We start from the raw sequence: 17110 nt of genomic DNA, 5'->3' as shown, positions 1-17110 counted from the left end.
CACCATAACCTAGCTTCCCTCATCCAGGGCCTGGGCCAACGGCACATAAAACTCACTGAGCAACTTGTCCACCGCCGCCCGCGACTGCACGGTGACAAACCCCGACTCCAGCACCAGCACCTGATAGACCCCACGCTTGATCGATTCTTCGCTCAGGTGATGGGCATTCTCGCGGGTAGTGCTCAGGAAACGCACCCAGGAGGTCAGGATAATCCAGGCATTGAGGGTCAGGGCCTCGATCTGCACGGCATCCATCCCCAGGATCCCGGCCGCGACAAAACCCGCGTAGATCGCCTGGCCCTGGATCAGGCAGCGCTGGGAAAAGCGTCGGTAACGGGCGGCCAGTTCGGCATCGCTTTCCAGCAGATGTTCGAGGTCGCGGTGCAGGAAGCGATAACGCCACATCGCCGCGAGCAAGGCCTTGAGGTAGAAACGCTTGTCGTCGATGGTCGCAGCGCGACCCTGGGGCGGGCGCAGAAAGCTGTCGACCAGGGCTTCGTACTCGGCAAACAGCACGGCGATGATCGCCTGCTTGTTGGGGAAGTGGTAGTAGAGGTTGCCTGGCGAAATGTCCATGTGCGCCGCGATATGGTTGGTGCTGACACTGCGCTCGCCCTGCAGATTGAACAGATCCAGGCTGTTCTGGACGATACGCTCGCTGGTTTTTATTCGAGGGGCCATGACTTCAGCTTTACTTCCAGAAGACGGTATCGGCCATCTTACGGCCTATCCGGCCGCGGATAAATCGCCATGATTCTCAGCCGCTATCAGAACGCACAGGCACTCCCTGTTGACTTTCTGGAGCATTAGCTCTAAACATTTGTTTAAAAATAAAATCACACACCGGAGCGCGCCATGTCTGCCGAAATCGCCTACCTACAGGAGTCGCAGCAGCAACTGGACCAACTCCAGCGCCAGTTTCAAGCGCAGCGCCAGGCTTACGCCGCGCACCCCATGCCTCCCGCCGAGCAACGCCGGCAATGGCTCGACAGCCTGCGCCAACTGCTCAGCGACGAACGCCAGGCGCTGATCGACGCCATCAGCCAGGACTTCGGCAACCGCAGCGCCGATGAAACCCTGCTCGGCGAACTCATGCCCAGCCTGCACGGCATCCAACATGCCCGCCGCCACCTCAAGGGCTGGATGAAACCGTCGCGCCGTCGGGTCGGGCTGGCCTTCCAGCCGGCCTCGGCCAAAGTCGTCTATCAGCCATTGGGAGTGGTCGGCGTGATCGTGCCCTGGAACTACCCGCTGTTCCTCAGCGTCGGCCCACTGGTGGGCGCGTTGGCGGCGGGTAACCGGGTGATGCTCAAGCTCAGCGAGTCGACCCCGGCCACCGGCCTGTTGCTCAAGGAACTGCTGGGCCGGGTATTCCCGGAAGACCAGGTGTGCGTGGTACTCGGCGAAGCCGAGATCGGCATGGCCTTTTCCAAGCTGCCGTTCGATCACCTGCTGTTCACCGGTGCCACCAGCATCGGCCGACACGTGATGCGCGCGGCGGCGGAAAACCTGACCCCGGTGACCCTGGAACTGGGCGGCAAGTCGCCGGCCATCGTCTCCCAGGACGTGCCCCTCAAGGACGCCGCCGAACGCATCGCCTTCGGCAAGACCCTCAACGCCGGCCAGACCTGCGTGGCGCCGGACTACGTGCTGGTGCCGGAAGATCGGGTCGGGGCCTTCGTCGAAGCCTACCGACAGGCAGTGCGCGGCTTTTATCCGACCCTGGTCGACAACCCGGACTACACCAGCATCATCAACGACCGCCAACTGACACGGCTCAACGGTTATCTGAGCGATGCCACCAGCAAGGGCGCACTGCTGATTCCGCTGTTCGACCAGGGCCAGGGTCGGCGCATGGGCCACAGCCTGCTGCTGAACGTCAGCGATGAGATGACCCTGATGCAGGACGAGATCTTCGGCCCGTTGCTGCCCATCGTGCCGTACAAGGGCCTGGATGAGGCCTTTGCCTACATCAACAACCGGCCCCGCCCCCTGGCGCTCTACTACTTCGGCTACAACAAGGCCGAACAGCAACGGGTGCTCGATGAAACCCATTCCGGCGGCGTCTGCCTGAACGACACCCTGCTCCATGTGCCCCAGGAAGACCTGCCCTTCGGCGGTATCGGCCCCTCGGGCATGGGCCATTACCATGGCCACGAAGGCTTCCTGACCTTCAGCAAGGCCAAGGGCGTGCTGACCAAGCAGCGCTTCAACGCGGCGCGGCTGATCTATCCGCCCTACGGCAAATCGATCCAGAAACTGATCCAGAAACTCTTCGTTCGTTGATGTTCCACTGCCCAGGTGAATAACAAGAATGCCAAGCCTGTCTGAATCTCCCGTACTGAGCCGTCGCAGCGTGCTGAAAGTCGGCCTCTGCGCCGGCGCCTTCCTCAGCAGCGCCGGGCTGGTCGCCAGCCTCAGCGGCTGCTCGGCCGGCCATCCGGCCAGCGGTTTTACCGTGTTGCAGGCCAATGACCTGCCGTTTTTGCAGGCGCTGATCCCGGTGATGCTCGAAGGCGCTGTCGCCGCCGAGAAAATGCCCGCCGCCATCGACCAGACCCTGGCGAGCCTGGACTACAGCCTCGACCACCTGTCGCCGGAAATGCTCAAGCTGACCCGGCAACTGTTCGACGTTCTCGGCATGGGCATCACCCGTGGACCGCTGACCGGCATCTGGGGCAGTTGGGAAAATGCCAGCAATGCGCAGATCCACGGCTTTCTCGAGCGCTGGGAAAACAGCTACCTGAGCCTGCTGCGCATGGGCCACGCGTCACTGCTGCAACTGGTGATGATGGCCTGGTACAACCGCGCCGAAGCCTGGGCGCACTGCGGTTATCCAGGCCCACCGAAAGTCTGATCCTTGTAGATGCCCGGTTTCTGACAAAACAACAATAAAAGAGGCTGCACATGCCCGTACCCGATCTGTTTCGCGAAGGCCTGGCCCGAGGCTGGAAAACCTACAACGGCGCTCGCCTGGAGCAGGACCTGACGCTGGAGGCCGATGTCGCCATTATCGGCAGCGGCGCGGGCGGCGGCACTACCGCCGAAATCCTCAGCGCCGCCGGCTACAAGGTCCTGCTGATCGAAGAAGGCCCGCTGAAAACCAGCAGCGACTTCAAGATGCTCGAAGACCAGGCCTACACCAGCCTCTATCAGGAAGGCATCGGCCGCATGAGCAAGGACGGCGCCATTACCATCCTCCAGGGCCGCGCCGTCGGCGGTACCACACTGATCAACTGGACCTCGAGCTTCCGCACTCCGGAGCAGACCCTCGAACACTGGGCCAAAGAGCACAACGTCAAGGGCCATGGCAGCGCCGAGATGGCGCCCTGGTTCGAGAAAATGGAACAGCGCCTGGGTGTCGCCCCCTGGGTCATGCCGCCCAACGCCAACAACGACGTGATCCGCAACGGCTGCGAAGCCCTCGGCTACAGTTGGAAAGTCATCCCGCGCAACGTGCGCGGCTGCTGGAACCTGGGTTACTGCGGCATGGGCTGCCCGACCAACGCCAAGCAGTCGATGCTGGTCACCACCATCCCGGCAACCCTGGAGAAAGGCGGCGAGCTGCTCTATCTGGCCCGGGCCGAACGCTTGCAGATCGAAGGCGACCAGGTCACCGGCCTGTTCTGCGTGGCGATGGACGAACGTTGCGTGGCCCCCAATGGCCGGACAATCCAGGTCAAGGCCCGGCATTACGTGCTGGCGGGCGGCGGCATCAACAGTCCGGGACTGCTGTTGCGCTCCAAGGCACCGGATCCCAGCGGCCAACTGGGCAAACGGACCTTCCTGCACCTGGTGAATTTCTCCGCTGGGCAGTTTTCCGAAGTCATCAATCCATTTTACGGCGCGCCCCAGTCGATCTATTCCGACCATTTCCAGTGGAATGCCGGCGTCACCGGGCCGATGTCCTACAAACTCGAAGTCCCGCCCCTGCAACCGGCCCTGGCCAGCACCCTGCTGGGCGGCTTCGGCACGCAAAACGCCCTGCGCATGCAACAACTGCCGCATACCCACATGATGCTGGCGCTGATGCGCGACGGTTTCCACCCGGACAGTCCCGGCGGCAGCGTGGAACTGCGCGGCGACGGCACGCCGGTGCTCGACTATCAGGTATCGGCCTATGCCTGGGACGGCCTGCGCCGGGCGTACCACAGCATGGCCGAGATCCAGTTCGCGGCGGGCGCCAAGTCGGTATTGCCGCTGCACGCCGATGCCGACTACGTGAACACCCTGGCCAAGGCCCGGGAACTGATCGACGAACTGAGCCTGGAGCTGTACCGCACGCGCCTGGGCAGCGCCCACGTCATGGGCGGTTGCGCCATGGGCGAAGAGGCGAAAAGCGCGGTCACCGACAGCCTCGGCCGCCACCATCAGTTGCGCAATCTGTCGGTCCACGACGGCTCGCTGTTCCCCACCAGCATAGGCGCCAACCCACAGCTTTCGGTTTATGGCCTTACAGCCAAGCTGGCGACCGCCCTCGCGGAGCGCTTGAAAAACCCGTGAAAAAGAGGACTATTCGTCGCGTCTATAGTGCTTTCTTCCCGGTATCCTGACTTGGCCGACCGGAAAGGCTGCGATACCATCCGACTCCCCTAAACGGATACCCGCCAGGACGACGCGATGAACCGAGTGTTGTACCCAGGTACCTTCGACCCGATTACCAAGGGTCATGGCGACTTGGTCGAGCGCGCCGCGCGCCTGTTCGACCACGTGATCATCGCCGTGGCAGCCAGCCCGAAGAAGAACCCGCTGTTCCCCCTGGAGCAACGTGTGGAGTTGGCCCGCGAGGTCACCCAGCACCTGCCCAACGTGGAAGTGGTGGGGTTTTCCACCCTGCTGGCGCATTTTGCCAAGGAACAGAACGCCAATGTCTTCCTGCGTGGCCTGCGCGCCGTGTCGGACTTCGAATACGAGTTCCAGCTGGCAAACATGAACCGTCAGTTGGCTCCGGACGTCGAGAGTCTGTTCCTCACGCCGTCGGAGCGTTATTCATTCATTTCGTCGACCCTTGTCCGGGAAATCGCGGCCCTGGGCGGCGATATCACCAAGTTTGTCCACCCGGCGGTGGCCGACGCACTGACCCTGCGCTTCAAGAAATAACGCCCGGCGCAGGCTCTGTCGAGGCTGGCTATTGCGGCCGCCTCGACGGGCGCGCGTGCACTGCGCGCGCCAATGCGGCACAATTGGCGCATTAGTTTTCATGTTGCCCGGGCCTGCCGCCCGGGCCGGAGTGCCCATGTCCCTGATCATCACCGACGATTGCATCAACTGCGACGTCTGCGAACCCGAGTGCCCGAACGCCGCTATTTCCCAGGGCGAAGAGATCTACGTGATCGACCCGAACCTGTGTACCCAGTGTGTCGGCCATTACGACGAGCCGCAATGCCAGCAGGTCTGCCCGGTGGACTGTATCCCACTGGATGAAGCCCATCCGGAAACCGAAGATGAGTTGATGATCAAATACCGGAAGATCACCGGTAAGGCTTGAGCCGGATTTTATCGGGTCAAGGCAGGTACGGCGGCAGCTTACTGATCGCCGTCAAACCCTTCCGCCGTGCAACCCAGGCAACGGGCAAAGGCCGCTTTCCCGGGGGCGAGCACCAGTGACTTGCCGGCCTTGCCCATGCCGTCGACACCACCGAATGCGGTAAACGGCAACGACACCACGAACACCGCCGTACCCACCAGGGTCGCGCCCACCAGCAAGGGACGGGCGATGATCAGGTCGGCGATCATCGCGTAGGCCGGTGGGTTCTGGATCGAGTAGGTCGGGTCGCCGCTGCTGCCATCGTCCGCCAGCACCGGCAACGCCTGCAGACCAAAACTCAGGGCCACAACCAGGGCCAGGGTGCGAAACGGGTTCATGGCACTATCCTTCAACAAAGCAATGGATGGCAAAGTCTTAACTATAACAGCGTCCGCCCGCTTGTCAGGTCAGCTCTGGCAACGTGGACAATACACGCTGGCCCGCTGCCCCAGACGAATCTCACGCAAGACAGTGCCACAGACCTTGCAGTGCTCGCCACCACGCCCGTAGACGAAGAGTTCCTGCTGGAAATAGCCGGGTTGGCCGTCGCCGCCGATAAAGTCGCGCAAAGTGGTGCCGCCCCGTTCGATGGCCGCCGCCAGGATACGTTTGATCTCGATCGCCAGCGCCAGATAGCGCCCCCGGGAAATGCTCCCGGCCTCACGGCGCGGGTCGATGCCGGCGGCGAACAGCGCCTCGGTCGCATAGATATTGCCGACCCCCACCACCACCGCGTTATCCATGATGAACGGCTTCACCGCCATGGAACGCTTGCGCGACAGCTGGAACAGCCGCTCACCGTCGAACAGCTCGGTCAGCGGCTCCGGCCCCAGGCGCGCGAGTAATTCGTGATTGAGCGGGTCCAGGCTCCAGAGCATCGCACCGAAACGCCGTGGATCGGTGTAGCGCAAGGCCAACCCGGATTCCAGCTCGATATCCACATGCTCGTGCTTGGCCGCCGGCAAGCCGGCTTCCACCAGGCGCAGGTTGCCCGACATGCCCAGGTGACTGATCAGGGTCCCGACCTCAGCATTGATCAACAGGTATTTGGCCCGCCGCTCCACCAGCACGATGCGCTGCCCGGACAGGCGCACATCGAGGTCTTCCGGGATCGGCCAGCGCAACCGACGGTCGCGTACGATCACACGGCTGACCCGCTGGCCTTCCAGATGGGGCGCAATACCGCGCCGGGTGGTTTCGACTTCAGGTAATTCAGGCATGGCGGCCCCAGGTCAGGCAATAACGGGCTCGGCGACGACGCTCGGACGCTTAGTGAGTACCGAGTTCGCGGATGTTCTCTCTGAGGTTCTCGAAGTCATAGTCGGACAGGCCGACATAATCGAGCACCAGATGGCCGATGGCCTTCCATTCGTGGTCTTCGGCTTCGTTGCCCAGCACCCGATGGGACGCACAGATATGTTCAGCCATTTTCAGGATGGCCAGCAGGTTCTTCAACTGGCTGTTGCGGGTCGATTCGTCGCTGAAGATCGCCAGGGCATTGTGGTGATTGGCGATGGCGTTGGTCACATGCTCCGGCAGGCGCCAGGATTTGGCCGTGTAGTAGCCGACCACCGCATGGTTGGTGTTCAACTCGGCGTTTTCCGTGTCCACCACCCGCTGCTCCGGGCCAGCATTGGCGTAGGCCCGCTCCAGCACCGCCATATAGTTGGGGAAACGCTTGATCATCAGCGGAATGCCGCAATCGTGGAACAGCCCCAGGGCATAGGACTCATCGACCGCCTGGGCGCCGGTACGCTTGGCCAGGGTCAGGCTGGTCATGGCCACGTCCTGGGCGGTGTCCCAGAAACGATTGAGGGTGACGATGGTTTCATCAGCCATCTCACCCTTGATCGATTGCGCGTTGATCAGGTTGATGATCGAGCGGCTGCCCAGCAGATTCACCGCGCGCTGGATCGAGGCGATCTTGTTCGACAGGCCGTAATACGGCGAATTGACGATTTTCAGCAGCGCGCCGGAGAGGCCCGGGTCCTGGCTGATCAGCCGCGCGATCACCTCCAGATCCGGGTCAGGCATGTACTGCTCCATCTGCAAATCCACCATGATTTGCGGCTGGGGAGGCACGCTAATGCCTTGCAGGGCCTGCTGGATCTGTTCAGGTGAAAGTTCTTGGGACATGGGTACACACTCCGGGCGAGTGAGGGATTCTAGCGGAAAACCTGTACGCCATGGGCCAAGTGTACAATCGCTTACATGAAACATCGCACGCCGGGGACGCCCAACTCCCGCTATAATCCCGCTCTTTTTTCCCCGGAGCGACGTCATGTCCCTGCCTAGCCTACGCCTTAAAGCCAACGCCGACCGACGCCTGCGCAACGGTCACCTGTGGGTCTACAGCAACGAAATCGACGTGGCGGCCACTCCACTTCACGGCTTCAAGGCCGGCGACCAGGCCCTGCTCGAAGCTGCCGGCGGCAAGCCGCTGGGCATCGTCGCCATGAGTCCGAACAACCTGATCTGCGCGCGCCTGCTGTCGCGCGACATCAAGTTGCCGCTGGACAAGTCGCTGCTGGTGCACCGCCTCAACGTGGCCCTGTCCCTGCGCGAGCGGCTGTTCGACAAGCCGTTCTATCGCCTGGTCTACGGCGATTCCGACCTGCTGCCGGGGCTGGTGGTGGATCGTTTCGGCGATATCCTGGTGGTCCAGCTCGCCTCGGCGGCCATGGAACAGCACAAGGATGAGGTGATCGCGGCGCTGGTCCAGGTCCTGAAACCGAGCGGCATCCTGTTCAAGAACGACTCCGCGGCCCGTGACGCCGAAGGCCTGGAGCGTTATGTCGAGACCGTGTTCGGTCTGGTGCCGGAGTGGGTCGCCCTGGAAGAGAACGGTGTTAAGTTCGAAGCGCCGGTGATGGAAGGCCAGAAGACCGGCTGGTTCTACGACCACCGCATGAACCGTGCGCGCCTGGCGCCGTATGCCAAGGGCAAGCGGGTGCTGGACCTGTTCAGCTATATCGGCGGCTGGGGCGTGCAGGCAGCGGCGTTCGGTGCCAGCGAAGTGTTCTGCGTCGATGCCTCGTCCTTTGCCCTGGACGGCGTGGAACGTAACGCGGCGTTGAACGGTTTTGCCGAGAAGATGACCTGTATCGAAGGTGACGTGTTCGAAGCCCTCAAGGAACTGAAGGCCTCCGAAGAGCGTTTCGACGTGATCGTGGCCGACCCGCCCGCCTTCATCAAACGCAAGAAAGACCTGAAGAACGGCGAAGGCGCCTATCGCCGCCTGAACGAGCAGGCCATGCGCCTGCTGAGCAAGGACGGGATCCTGGTCAGCGCCTCGTGCTCGATGCATCTGCCGGAAGATGACCTGCAGAACATCCTGCTGACCAGCGCCCGTCACCTGGACCGCAATATCCAGCTGCTGGAACGCGGCGGCCAGGGCCCGGACCATCCGGTACACCCGGCGATTCCGGAAACCCGTTATATCAAGAGCATCACCTGCCGCTTGCTGCCTAACAGCTAAGTGATAACCCGCACCGCCTTGGCTCAAGGCGGTGCGGGCACCCTGACTGACACTTTGAAGTTCCAAAGATACTGTGTAGTCCCTATCGGATAACAGCTCCGACTATTCCCATGCGCGTCCAATAAATGGAAGTGGCCGACAATCACATCGGACACGACCTACGCAAATGCTATTGCCAACCAGCTCCATCAGCCTATTATCAATCTGCCACCTCTAATAACGAGGTGATAAACATCAACAACAGACAGGTAATATGAGCATGGAAAAAATCAATCTTGAGCACAAAACTTCCGTTGGGTTCCACGTGATGCTCGGAACCTCAAAATAAACCCTGAGAAAGGTTGGGTCGACGCCCGTTTTCGGCCCAACCTCAAATAAAGGGGGTCTATTTCATGTATATCAATCCGAGCCTGCTCGTTCTAATAAAGCCTCCTGCCCTGGTGATCTGGAACTATCAATCACACGAGCAGTACTCAATAGACAAACAGCATTCAAGCCGGCTGATCGAGCTTATCGAGGCTCCCGTCCGCTTCGATCCGACACACCCGATTGATTCGACGCTCCTGGCCACTGGCATTCTCAGTGAAACGCCTTTTGCCGCCAACGACTGGGGCTGGGATGACCTGTCGCGGATTTTCCATATCGGTACCAAGGATCTGCTACCAGGCGCCCGCCTGCAAAACGCCGAGGAATGGGCTAGGCACTACCTGTCCGAGTGCCAGGAGGTCATGGGCCGTCCAGCGCCAGAACCGCATCGATATGCCCGTGCATTACCCCAGGACATGATTTATCTGCCGACGCCTTGCGTCGATAAAACCACCGACTTCAAAAACGTATTGCTGGAACGAAAAACCTGTCGTGACTTTTTCAAAAAGAGTGTTTCGCTTCATACGCTCAGCCACCTTCTCTATCTGTCCCTGGGTTATTTGAAAGAACGCGAAGGCGACTGTCACGCCTCGATACCCCAGGCGTTCAAAGCCCGCCGCAGCAGTCCATCGGGTGGCGGACTGAACAGTACCGAAGGTTACTTGTATGCCTACAATATAAAGGGGCTTGGCCCCGGCTTTTATTATTATCACCCCGACAAACATGCCCTGACGTTGATAAAGCGTATCAGCGCGCCGTTGGCGACGTTCGTGCAAGGTCAACACTTCATCAACAACTTGCCTCTTGGTCTGTTTATCACTTCTCGATTCGACAAGATGTGGTGGAAGTACCCACACTCCCAGGGTTACCGGGTTTCACTGCTCGAAGCCGGGCATATTTCACAAACCCTGCAACTGACCGCCACGGCCCTGGGCATGAAGACCTGGGTGACGGCCGCCTTGAGCGAAGAAAAAATCGAACAGGCCCTCGGGTTGAATAACCTTTGTGAACAACCACTGCTTTTTGTCGGAGCCGGTTACAGCAACGGAGAGGCTCTGTGCGATGAACTCAAACAGCTACTCGCCGCGGAAAGCCACTGATGCAAGAGCCCTCCCCAGCCCTGGGCGCCGCCGGCTATAAATACTCCTGCCTGCTGCTGCTCAGCTGTATATCGCTGATCAGCTTTTTCCCGCTCAATGTCCTGCTGCCGGCCTTTCCTGCCCTGGCCGAGCAATTCAATACCTCGACGACCGGCATCGCCTTGGCGATCAGCCTGTTTACGCTGGTGTTCGCCTTCTCACAGTTTGTCGCCGGGCCGCTCTCCGATAAATTCGGCCGCAAGGAAATCCTGCTGGGCTGCCTGGCGATTTCCTGCCTGGGCTCCCTGGGCTGCACTCTGGTCCAGGACTACACGGCCTTTCTGTTTTTTCGCGGTGTCCAGGCACTGGGCTGTGGTTTTTTTGTGCTGGGCCTGGCCCTGGTCGAAGACCTGTTCAACCCGGCGGACCGCGCGCCCATCCGCATTTACTACATGAGTTTCAGCGGCCTGTTCGTGGCCCTGTCGCCCCTGCTGGGCTCCTGGCTACAGACGTCCTTCGGCTGGAAAAGCAGCTTCTACGCCTTTTCCTTTATCGCAGCGGGTATTTTCCTGCATGCGCTCTGGGTTCTCCCCGCAAGATCCGCACAGCCGTCCCGAGGAAACCCATCGATACGCCAGTCCATAAAAACCGTCCTGAGCCACGCCGACTTCCGCCGTTACTGGCAGATAGCAGCACTGGTGTTTTCCGCCTACTTCGCGCTGATCAGTGTGTCGCCGCTGATTTTCATGGATGACCTGAAGCTCTCCGAAGTCCAATACACCCTCGTCCTGTTTATCTATGGCCTGGCCTATCTGTGCGGCGGCCTGCTCGCCTCCACACTGCAAAAACGCCTGGGTGTTCGAGCGCAGATCAATACGGGCCTGATCCTGTTGGGCGGCTCCGGCCTGCTTCTGCTACTGATCATGCAACTGCAGATTGTCTCGACCGCGACCCTGCTTCTGCCCATGTGCCTCAGTGCCATTGCCGTTACCGTCACCCGCCCTGTGGCCATCTCGGCGGCGATGCTGCTGTTCTCCGCCAACGCCGGCACGGCGGCCTCGACGGGCAACAGCCTGATGTTCATCGCCGCCGCCGCGACCACTGCGGTCGTGGCCAAGGCAGGCGTCGACTTGCTGTCGGCCATCGCGGCGGTTTTCATTATTTTCAGTGTCTTCGGCCTGCTGAGCAGCGCCCGGCTCAATCGCTGAATCGCCAAACGCAGCCCGGAAACACAAGTGCCCCCTCGAATCCAGAGCGCCCGGCTGAACCCAAGCTTCACACCCTTGAGCGCCCGCCCCATTCCTTCCCGCCGCCAGCGGTGTAGAATCGCGCTATTCATCGCCAGTCATCCCCCGGCGGGTTTATGAGCTCAGGCCCAGGCGCGCGGCGATCCCGCGAGGCCAACGGCAGCTTTCGGGCACCCGGCTATTTTTCGGTGTGCACCAGAGGCCCATAGAAGCTCACTTCCCTTTGTGTACCTGATTAGCCGCCCGGAGTGCTCCATGCCTGATTACCGCTCGAAAACATCCACCCACGGCCGCAACATGGCCGGTGCCCGCGCCCTGTGGCGCGCCACGGGGATGAAAGACGCCGACTTCAAGAAACCGATCATCGCCGTCGCCAACTCCTTCACCCAGTTCGTTCCCGGCCATGTCCACCTCAAGGACATGGGCCAACTGGTCGCCCGCGAGATCGAACGCGCCGGCGGCGTGGCCAAGGAATTCAACACCATTGCCGTGGATGACGGCATCGCCATGGGCCACGACGGCATGCTCTATTCGCTGCCGAGCCGCGAGATCATCGCCGACTCCGTCGAATACATGGTCAATGCCCACTGCGCCGACGCCATCGTCTGCATCTCCAACTGCGACAAGATCACCCCCGGCATGCTGATGGCTGCCCTGCGCCTGAACATCCCGGTGATCTTCGTTTCCGGCGGCCCGATGGAAGCCGGCAAGACCAAACTGGCCTCCCACGGCCTCGACCTGGTGGACGCCATGGTCATCGCCGCCGACTCCAGCGCTTCTGACGAGAAGGTTGCCGAGTACGAGCGCAGCGCCTGCCCGACCTGCGGTTCGTGCTCCGGCATGTTCACCGCCAACTCGATGAACTGCCTCACCGAAGCCCTGGGCCTGGCCCTGCCGGGCAACGGTTCGGCCCTGGCGACCCACTCTGATCGCGAGCAACTGTTCCTCCAGGCCGGCCGCACCATCGTCGAGCTGTGCCAGCGTTACTACGGCGACAACGATGACTCGGTGCTGCCGCGCAATATCGCCAATATCAAGGCGTTCGAAAACGCCATGACCCTGGACATCGCCATGGGCGGTTCCACCAACACCATCCTGCATCTGCTGGCCGCCGCCCAGGAAGCCGAGATCGATTTCGACCTGCGCGATATCGACCGCCTGTCCCGGCACGTGCCGCAACTGTGCAAGGTCGCGCCGAACATCCAGAAGTACCATATGGAAGACGTGCACCGCGCCGGCGGCATCTTCAGCATCCTTGGCGAACTGGCCCGTGGCGGCCTGCTGCACACCGACCTGCCGACCGTGCACAGCAAGACCCTGGCCGAGGGTATCGCCAAGTGGGACATCACCCAGACCAGCGATGAAGCGGTGCACACCTTCTTCAAGGCCGGCCCCGCCGGTATCCCGACCCAGACGGCGTTCAGCCAGTCGACCCGTTGGGAAACCCTCGACGACGACCGTGAAAACGGCTGCATCCGCAGTGTCGAGCACGCTTATTCGAAAGAAGGCGGCCTGGCCGTGCTCTACGGCAATATCGCCCTGGACGGCTGCGTGGTGAAAACCGCCGGTGTCGACGAGTCGATCCACGTGTTCGAAGGCAACGCGAAGATCTTCGAAAGCCAGGACAGCGCCGTGCGCGGCATCCTCGCCGACGAAGTGCAGGCCGGCGACATCGTGATCATCCGTTACGAAGGTCCGAAAGGCGGCCCGGGCATGCAGGAAATGCTCTACCCGACGTCCTATCTGAAGTCCAAGGGCCTGGGCAAAGCCTGCGCCCTGCTGACCGACGGGCGTTTCTCCGGCGGCACTTCGGGCCTGTCCATCGGCCATGCTTCTCCGGAAGCGGCCGCGGGTGGCGCGATTGGCCTGGTCCAGGACGGCGACAAAGTGCTGATCGACATTCCGAATCGCTCGATCAACCTGTTGGTCAGTGATGAGGTGCTGGCGGCACGTCGCGCCGAACAGGACAAGAAGGGCTGGAAGCCGGTGGAAGTGCGTCCACGTAAGGTGACCACGGCCTTGAAAGCCTACGCGTTGCTCGCCACCAGTGCCGACAAGGGCGCGGTGCGCAACAAGGCGATGCTCGACGGTCTCTAAGGCATATATATGTCAAAAAGAACCGGCGCCCAGGCGCCGGTTCTTTTTGAAAGCATGTTTCTGGAGCGTCGATGAGTTCATTACATGGCATCAAAACGCATGATATGCACGTTGTTTGTGCTCCCCGTATAGAGATCCATCACCTGCTTATTATTAAAGTACCCCGCTAACATTCTAATCATCCCATCGACACCACTAAACTCGGCGGCGCCCGCATTACAATCAAAGAAAACCGTCGAACCTGAGCGACTACAAACAGCTGTTACATAATGACCGGGAATACCTATCAAGTAATATCCTGGCTCAGACATGACAATTCTCGATATCCGTTCCTGGCAGGGCCATGTCAAGACAGGATACATTTTCACAAATTTCAAGCCAACGACAGGTCCCAAGCGAGTACAGTTAATTGCCAATGCCTGAGCACTTGCCTGGCTAGCCGTCTGACCAACACCATCGACATGAACCTCCGCCAATCCGTTTTGAATCTTGAGCCCAAACTCTAATAAAGCGGACCAACTATATGATTTTGCATCCGTCAAGCTACGCAGCCCATGCTTGGCATAGAGCCCCAAAAAAATCATGCTTATCCCGCCACAAATACCTTGGCGGATAATTGAGCTTTGCTCGGCCCTGATTAGCTTTCCTTGACTGAATTTTTCTTTTTTAATGGCACCTGCAGACTTGGCCGCACACAAGAACACATTCGAAATACCCACAGCTTATCGCCTCCCAGCTCAACTCAGCTTATTTAAAACTGAACAGCATCCCTATAAAATCAAAAGCGTTATAGACGCAGCGACCCTGGGCCGGCTCCGTACACAACACGGTCTAAAGCTCGAAATAAATATTATTTAGTCCTCATCCGAACTTCAAGCCTTCCGTCAGCCACCCAAAAAGAAAAGCAATACTTAATATTTATAAGATAAGTCCGATTGCGAACTTCCCAAGTTTCAATTTATTAGTATCAAACAGCAACAACCCCTGGCAAATGTCTATGACAGTCTTCATCCATGCTTCCCCGTGTTCCGGTCACGTCACCACCTCCAAGCGCCAGCGGCTTATTCCAAAAACGATGGAAGCCATTCCACATCGATATTAAATCCATATTTATCAAGCTGTTAGGCTTACCGGTTCACAATTGCCTACCAGGGTAATTGGCACCTATCGTTTTCCGGAGCTTCAATGAATCTGCCGCTGATTCTCAACCTGCTGGTGTTCCTCGCCCTGCTGCTGGGCCTGGCCCAAACCCGTCGTACCACCTTCAGCCTGGCGAAAAAAGTGCTGCTCGCCCTGGTGTTGGGCGTGCTCTTCGGTGTCGCCCTGCACAGCATCTACGGTGCCGGCAACCCGGTGCTCAAGGCCTCCATCGGCTGGTTCGACCTGGTCGGCAACGGCTATGTGCAATTACTGCAGATGATCGTGATCCCGCTGGTGTTCGCCTCGATCCTCAGCGCCGTGGCCCGCCTGCACAACGCCACATCCCTGGGCAAGATCAGTTTCCTGACCATCGGCACGCTGCTGTTCACCACGGCCATCGCCGCGCTGATCGGTATCGGCCTGACCAACCTGTTCGGCCTGACTGCCGAAGGCCTGGTGGCCGGTACCCAGGAATTGGCCCGCCTGCAAGTGATCCAGAGCGATTACGCGGGCAAGGTCGCCGACCTGAATGTGCCGCAGTTGCTGCTTTCGTTCATCCCGCAGAACCCCTTCGCGGACCTCGCCCGAGCCAAGCCGACCTCGATCATCAGCGTGGTGATCTTTGCCGCCTTCATGGGCGTGGCCGCGCTGCAACTGCTCAAGGATGATGCCGAGAAGGGCCGGAAGGTGGTGAATGCCATCGACACCCTGCAAGCCTGGGTCACCCGTCTGGTGCGCCTGGTGATGAAACTCACGCCCTACGGCGTGCTGGCGCTGATGACCAAGGTAGTCGCCGGCTCCAACCTGCAGGACATCATCAAGCTGGGCAGTTTCGTGGTGGTGTCGTATATCGGCCTGGGCTTGATGTTCGTGGTCCACGGCCTGCTGGTGTCCCTGGCCGGGATCAACCCGCTGCGCTTCTTTCGCAAGATCTGGCCGGTGCTGACCTTTGCCTTCACCAGCCGCTCCAGCGCGGCGAGCATTCCGCTGAGCATTGAAGCCCAGACCCGCCGGTTGGGGATTCCACAATCGATTGCCAGCTTTGCCGCCTCGTTCGGCGCGACCATCGGCCAGAACGGGTGTGCCGGGCTGTATCCGGCAATGTTGGCGGTGATGGTGGCACCGACGGTGGGGATCAACCCGCTGGATCCGCTGTGGATCGCGACCTTGGTGGCCATTGTGACCTTGAGTTCGGCCGGGGTGGCCGGGGTCGGTGGCGGCGCGACGTTCGCCGCGCTGATCGTGCTGCCGGCGATGGGCTTGCCGGTGTCACTGGTGGCGTTGCTGATTTCCGTCGAGCCACTGATCGACATGGGCCGCACGGCGTTGAATGTCAGCGGCTCGATCACTGCCGGGGCGATTGCCAGCCAGGTGATGCAGCAGACCGACAAGGCGCTGCTGGAGGCTGAAGAGCATGGGGAATTGGCGCAGGCTTGAGTCCTGCCGCGCCTGATAGATCGCCTTCGCGGGCAAGCCCTGCTCCTACAGGTTGTTGTCGTACGCAAGATTTGTGTCCGACACGGTCATGTAGGAGCAGGGCTTGCCCGCGAAGCTCTTAGCGTTTTTCCCAGACTTCGAAACTGAACGCCGGCTTACCCTCAGCCGCCGGGTGCGGTTCATCCGACACCAACCTCCACAGGCTTTCATCGATCTGCGGAAACCAGGCATCCCCCTCCGGGCTCAGCGCCACACGGGTCAGGTACAGCCGATCCGCCTGCTCCAACCCCTGGGTATACAACTGCGCCCCGCCGATCAGCATCAGCTCGCTCGCGCCCTGCTCCAACGCCCACTGTTCAGCGCGCACCAGCGCCGCCGCAAGCGACGGAAAAACCTCCGCGCCTTCCAACTGCAAACCGGCCTGGCGACTGACCACCAGGTTCAACCGGCCCGGCAATGGCCGTCCCAGCGAATCCCAGGTCTTGCGCCCCATGATGATCGGCTTGCCGAGGGTCGTGGCCTTGAAGTATTTGAAATCCGCCGGCAAATGCCAGGGCATGCTGTTGTCGACGCCGATCACGCGGTTTTCACCGAGGGCCGCGATCAGGCTTAAAGGAAGAGTTCTGTTCATGCCGCCGAGGATACCAGAGCCCATGGGCCGACTCGGACATACGCCGACAAAATTAACTCAGCCATTCCACAAGGGACAGCGGGATGCAGCTACCCGCCACAGCGGTTA

16 protein-coding genes are annotated in these 17110 nt (G+C 60.4%); 10 read left to right on the top strand and 6 right to left on the bottom strand.

All coding sequences use genetic code 11. The features are described 5' to 3' along the window. Positions 1-9: 9 nt before the first annotated feature. Positions 10-681 carry a TetR/AcrR family transcriptional regulator gene (locus M5C56_RS27820; RefSeq protein WP_103494460.1) on the bottom strand — a complete coding sequence of 224 codons (672 nt, stop codon included), beginning with the start codon at positions 679-681 and terminating at the stop codon, positions 10-12. 174 nt (positions 682-855) lie between these two features. On the opposite strand from M5C56_RS27820, the gene M5C56_RS27815 reads away from it, so the two are divergent. The 5 genes from M5C56_RS27815 to M5C56_RS27795 all read left to right on the top strand — a co-directional run bounded on the left by M5C56_RS27815 (position 856) and on the right by M5C56_RS27795 (position 5488). Further along, complete coding sequence (locus M5C56_RS27815) at positions 856-2286, top strand: coniferyl aldehyde dehydrogenase (RefSeq protein ID WP_103494461.1); 1431 nt, start codon at positions 856-858, stop codon at positions 2284-2286. A 28-nt stretch (positions 2287-2314) separates the two neighbouring features. Beyond that, on the top strand, positions 2315-2857 hold the full coding sequence (locus tag M5C56_RS27810; RefSeq protein ID WP_103494462.1) for a twin-arginine translocation pathway signal protein: 543 nt from the start codon (positions 2315-2317) through the stop codon (positions 2855-2857). Positions 2858-2907: 50 nt separating this feature from the next. Further along, positions 2908-4503 (top strand): GMC family oxidoreductase, encoded by a 1596-nt coding sequence (locus tag M5C56_RS27805; protein WP_103494463.1) that lies wholly within the window; start codon positions 2908-2910, stop codon positions 4501-4503. A gap of 117 nt (positions 4504-4620) precedes the next feature. Further along, positions 4621-5100, top strand: a complete 480-nt coding sequence (gene coaD / locus M5C56_RS27800) for a pantetheine-phosphate adenylyltransferase (protein WP_100944586.1) — start codon at positions 4621-4623, stop codon at positions 5098-5100. Between the two features lie 136 nt (positions 5101-5236). Further along, entirely contained in the window at positions 5237-5488 is a 252-nt protein-coding gene (locus M5C56_RS27795) for a YfhL family 4Fe-4S dicluster ferredoxin (protein ID WP_103494464.1), read from the top strand. Between the two features lie 38 nt (positions 5489-5526). Here the strand turns inward: M5C56_RS27795 and M5C56_RS27790 are convergent, their stop codons facing one another. The 3 genes from M5C56_RS27790 to M5C56_RS27780 form a co-directional block, all read right to left on the bottom strand. Beyond that, positions 5527-5865, bottom strand: coding sequence for a multidrug transporter (locus M5C56_RS27790; protein WP_103494465.1), 339 nt, complete (start codon positions 5863-5865; stop codon positions 5527-5529). A 69-nt stretch (positions 5866-5934) separates the two neighbouring features. Continuing rightward, positions 5935-6747 (bottom strand): bifunctional DNA-formamidopyrimidine glycosylase/DNA-(apurinic or apyrimidinic site) lyase, encoded by an 813-nt coding sequence (mutM, locus tag M5C56_RS27785; protein WP_100944583.1) that lies wholly within the window; start codon positions 6745-6747, stop codon positions 5935-5937. Between the two features lie 49 nt (positions 6748-6796). Next, positions 6797-7609 (bottom strand): HDOD domain-containing protein, encoded by an 813-nt coding sequence (locus M5C56_RS27780; protein WP_247263401.1) that lies wholly within the window; start codon positions 7607-7609, stop codon positions 6797-6799. 199 nt (positions 7610-7808) lie between these two features. On the opposite strand from M5C56_RS27780, the gene M5C56_RS27775 reads away from it, so the two are divergent. From M5C56_RS27775 to ilvD, 4 genes are all read left to right on the top strand, one after another. Further along, a complete protein-coding gene (locus M5C56_RS27775; RefSeq protein ID WP_103494467.1) occupies positions 7809-9005 on the top strand; it encodes a class I SAM-dependent rRNA methyltransferase in 1197 nt (398 codons plus the stop codon). A gap of 392 nt (positions 9006-9397) precedes the next feature. Next, positions 9398-10471, top strand: coding sequence for a SagB family peptide dehydrogenase (locus M5C56_RS27770; RefSeq protein ID WP_247263392.1), 1074 nt, complete (start codon positions 9398-9400; stop codon positions 10469-10471). Then, positions 10471-11658: an MFS transporter gene (locus tag M5C56_RS27765; protein WP_103494468.1), complete on the top strand. Its 1188-nt coding sequence runs from the start codon at positions 10471-10473 to the stop codon at positions 11656-11658. Before M5C56_RS27770 ends, M5C56_RS27765 begins: the two co-directional genes overlap by 1 nt. 294 nt (positions 11659-11952) lie before the next feature. Beyond that, positions 11953-13794: a dihydroxy-acid dehydratase gene (gene ilvD / locus M5C56_RS27760; RefSeq protein WP_103494469.1), complete on the top strand. Its 1842-nt coding sequence runs from the start codon at positions 11953-11955 to the stop codon at positions 13792-13794. An 80-nt stretch (positions 13795-13874) separates the two neighbouring features. On the opposite strand, the gene M5C56_RS27755 is transcribed toward ilvD, so the two are convergent. Continuing rightward, a complete protein-coding gene (locus M5C56_RS27755; RefSeq protein ID WP_103494470.1) occupies positions 13875-14513 on the bottom strand; it encodes a hypothetical protein in 639 nt (212 codons plus the stop codon). Between the two features lie 466 nt (positions 14514-14979). Between M5C56_RS27755 and M5C56_RS27750 the strand changes: the two genes are divergently transcribed. Next, positions 14980-16371 carry an L-cystine transporter gene (locus tag M5C56_RS27750; protein WP_103494471.1) on the top strand — a complete coding sequence of 464 codons (1392 nt, stop codon included), beginning with the start codon at positions 14980-14982 and terminating at the stop codon, positions 16369-16371. 118 nt (positions 16372-16489) lie between these two features. Here the strand turns inward: M5C56_RS27750 and M5C56_RS27745 are convergent, their stop codons facing one another. Next, positions 16490-17002 carry a dihydrofolate reductase gene (locus M5C56_RS27745; protein ID WP_103494485.1) on the bottom strand — a complete coding sequence of 171 codons (513 nt, stop codon included), beginning with the start codon at positions 17000-17002 and terminating at the stop codon, positions 16490-16492. Positions 17003-17110: the final 108 nt, after the last annotated feature.

It is taken from the genome of Pseudomonas sp. MWU13-2862 (genome assembly GCF_023242495.1).
In the GTDB taxonomy this organism is placed as follows: Bacteria; Pseudomonadota; Gammaproteobacteria; order Pseudomonadales; family Pseudomonadaceae; genus Aquipseudomonas; species Aquipseudomonas gingeri_D.
Note: the sequence above shows the minus strand (reverse complement) of the source record. Positions and strands in the feature narration are given on the sequence as shown.

Excerpts from the sequence above, each read along its gene's own strand:
- M5C56_RS27750 (WP_103494471.1), top strand. The coding sequence starts at position 14,980 with ATGAATCTGCCGCTGATTCTCAACCTGCTGGTGTTCCTCGCCCTGCTG.
- M5C56_RS27770 (WP_247263392.1), top strand. The coding sequence starts at position 9,398 with ATGTATATCAATCCGAGCCTGCTCGTTCTAATAAAGCCTCCTGCCCTG.
- coaD (WP_100944586.1), top strand. The coding sequence starts at position 4,621 with ATGAACCGAGTGTTGTACCCAGGTACCTTCGACCCGATTACCAAGGGT.
- M5C56_RS27745 (WP_103494485.1), bottom strand. The coding sequence starts at position 17,002 with ATGAACAGAACTCTTCCTTTAAGCCTGATCGCGGCCCTCGGTGAAAAC.
- ilvD (WP_103494469.1), top strand. The coding sequence starts at position 11,953 with ATGCCTGATTACCGCTCGAAAACATCCACCCACGGCCGCAACATGGCC.
- mutM (WP_100944583.1), bottom strand. The coding sequence starts at position 6,747 with ATGCCTGAATTACCTGAAGTCGAAACCACCCGGCGCGGTATTGCGCCC.
- M5C56_RS27815 (WP_103494461.1), top strand. The coding sequence starts at position 856 with ATGTCTGCCGAAATCGCCTACCTACAGGAGTCGCAGCAGCAACTGGAC.
- M5C56_RS27795 (WP_103494464.1), top strand. The coding sequence starts at position 5,237 with ATGTCCCTGATCATCACCGACGATTGCATCAACTGCGACGTCTGCGAA.
- M5C56_RS27765 (WP_103494468.1), top strand. The coding sequence starts at position 10,471 with ATGCAAGAGCCCTCCCCAGCCCTGGGCGCCGCCGGCTATAAATACTCC.
- M5C56_RS27790 (WP_103494465.1), bottom strand. The coding sequence starts at position 5,865 with ATGAACCCGTTTCGCACCCTGGCCCTGGTTGTGGCCCTGAGTTTTGGT.
- M5C56_RS27820 (WP_103494460.1), bottom strand. The coding sequence starts at position 681 with ATGGCCCCTCGAATAAAAACCAGCGAGCGTATCGTCCAGAACAGCCTG.
- M5C56_RS27810 (WP_103494462.1), top strand. The coding sequence starts at position 2,315 with ATGCCAAGCCTGTCTGAATCTCCCGTACTGAGCCGTCGCAGCGTGCTG.
- M5C56_RS27805 (WP_103494463.1), top strand. The coding sequence starts at position 2,908 with ATGCCCGTACCCGATCTGTTTCGCGAAGGCCTGGCCCGAGGCTGGAAA.
- M5C56_RS27775 (WP_103494467.1), top strand. The coding sequence starts at position 7,809 with ATGTCCCTGCCTAGCCTACGCCTTAAAGCCAACGCCGACCGACGCCTG.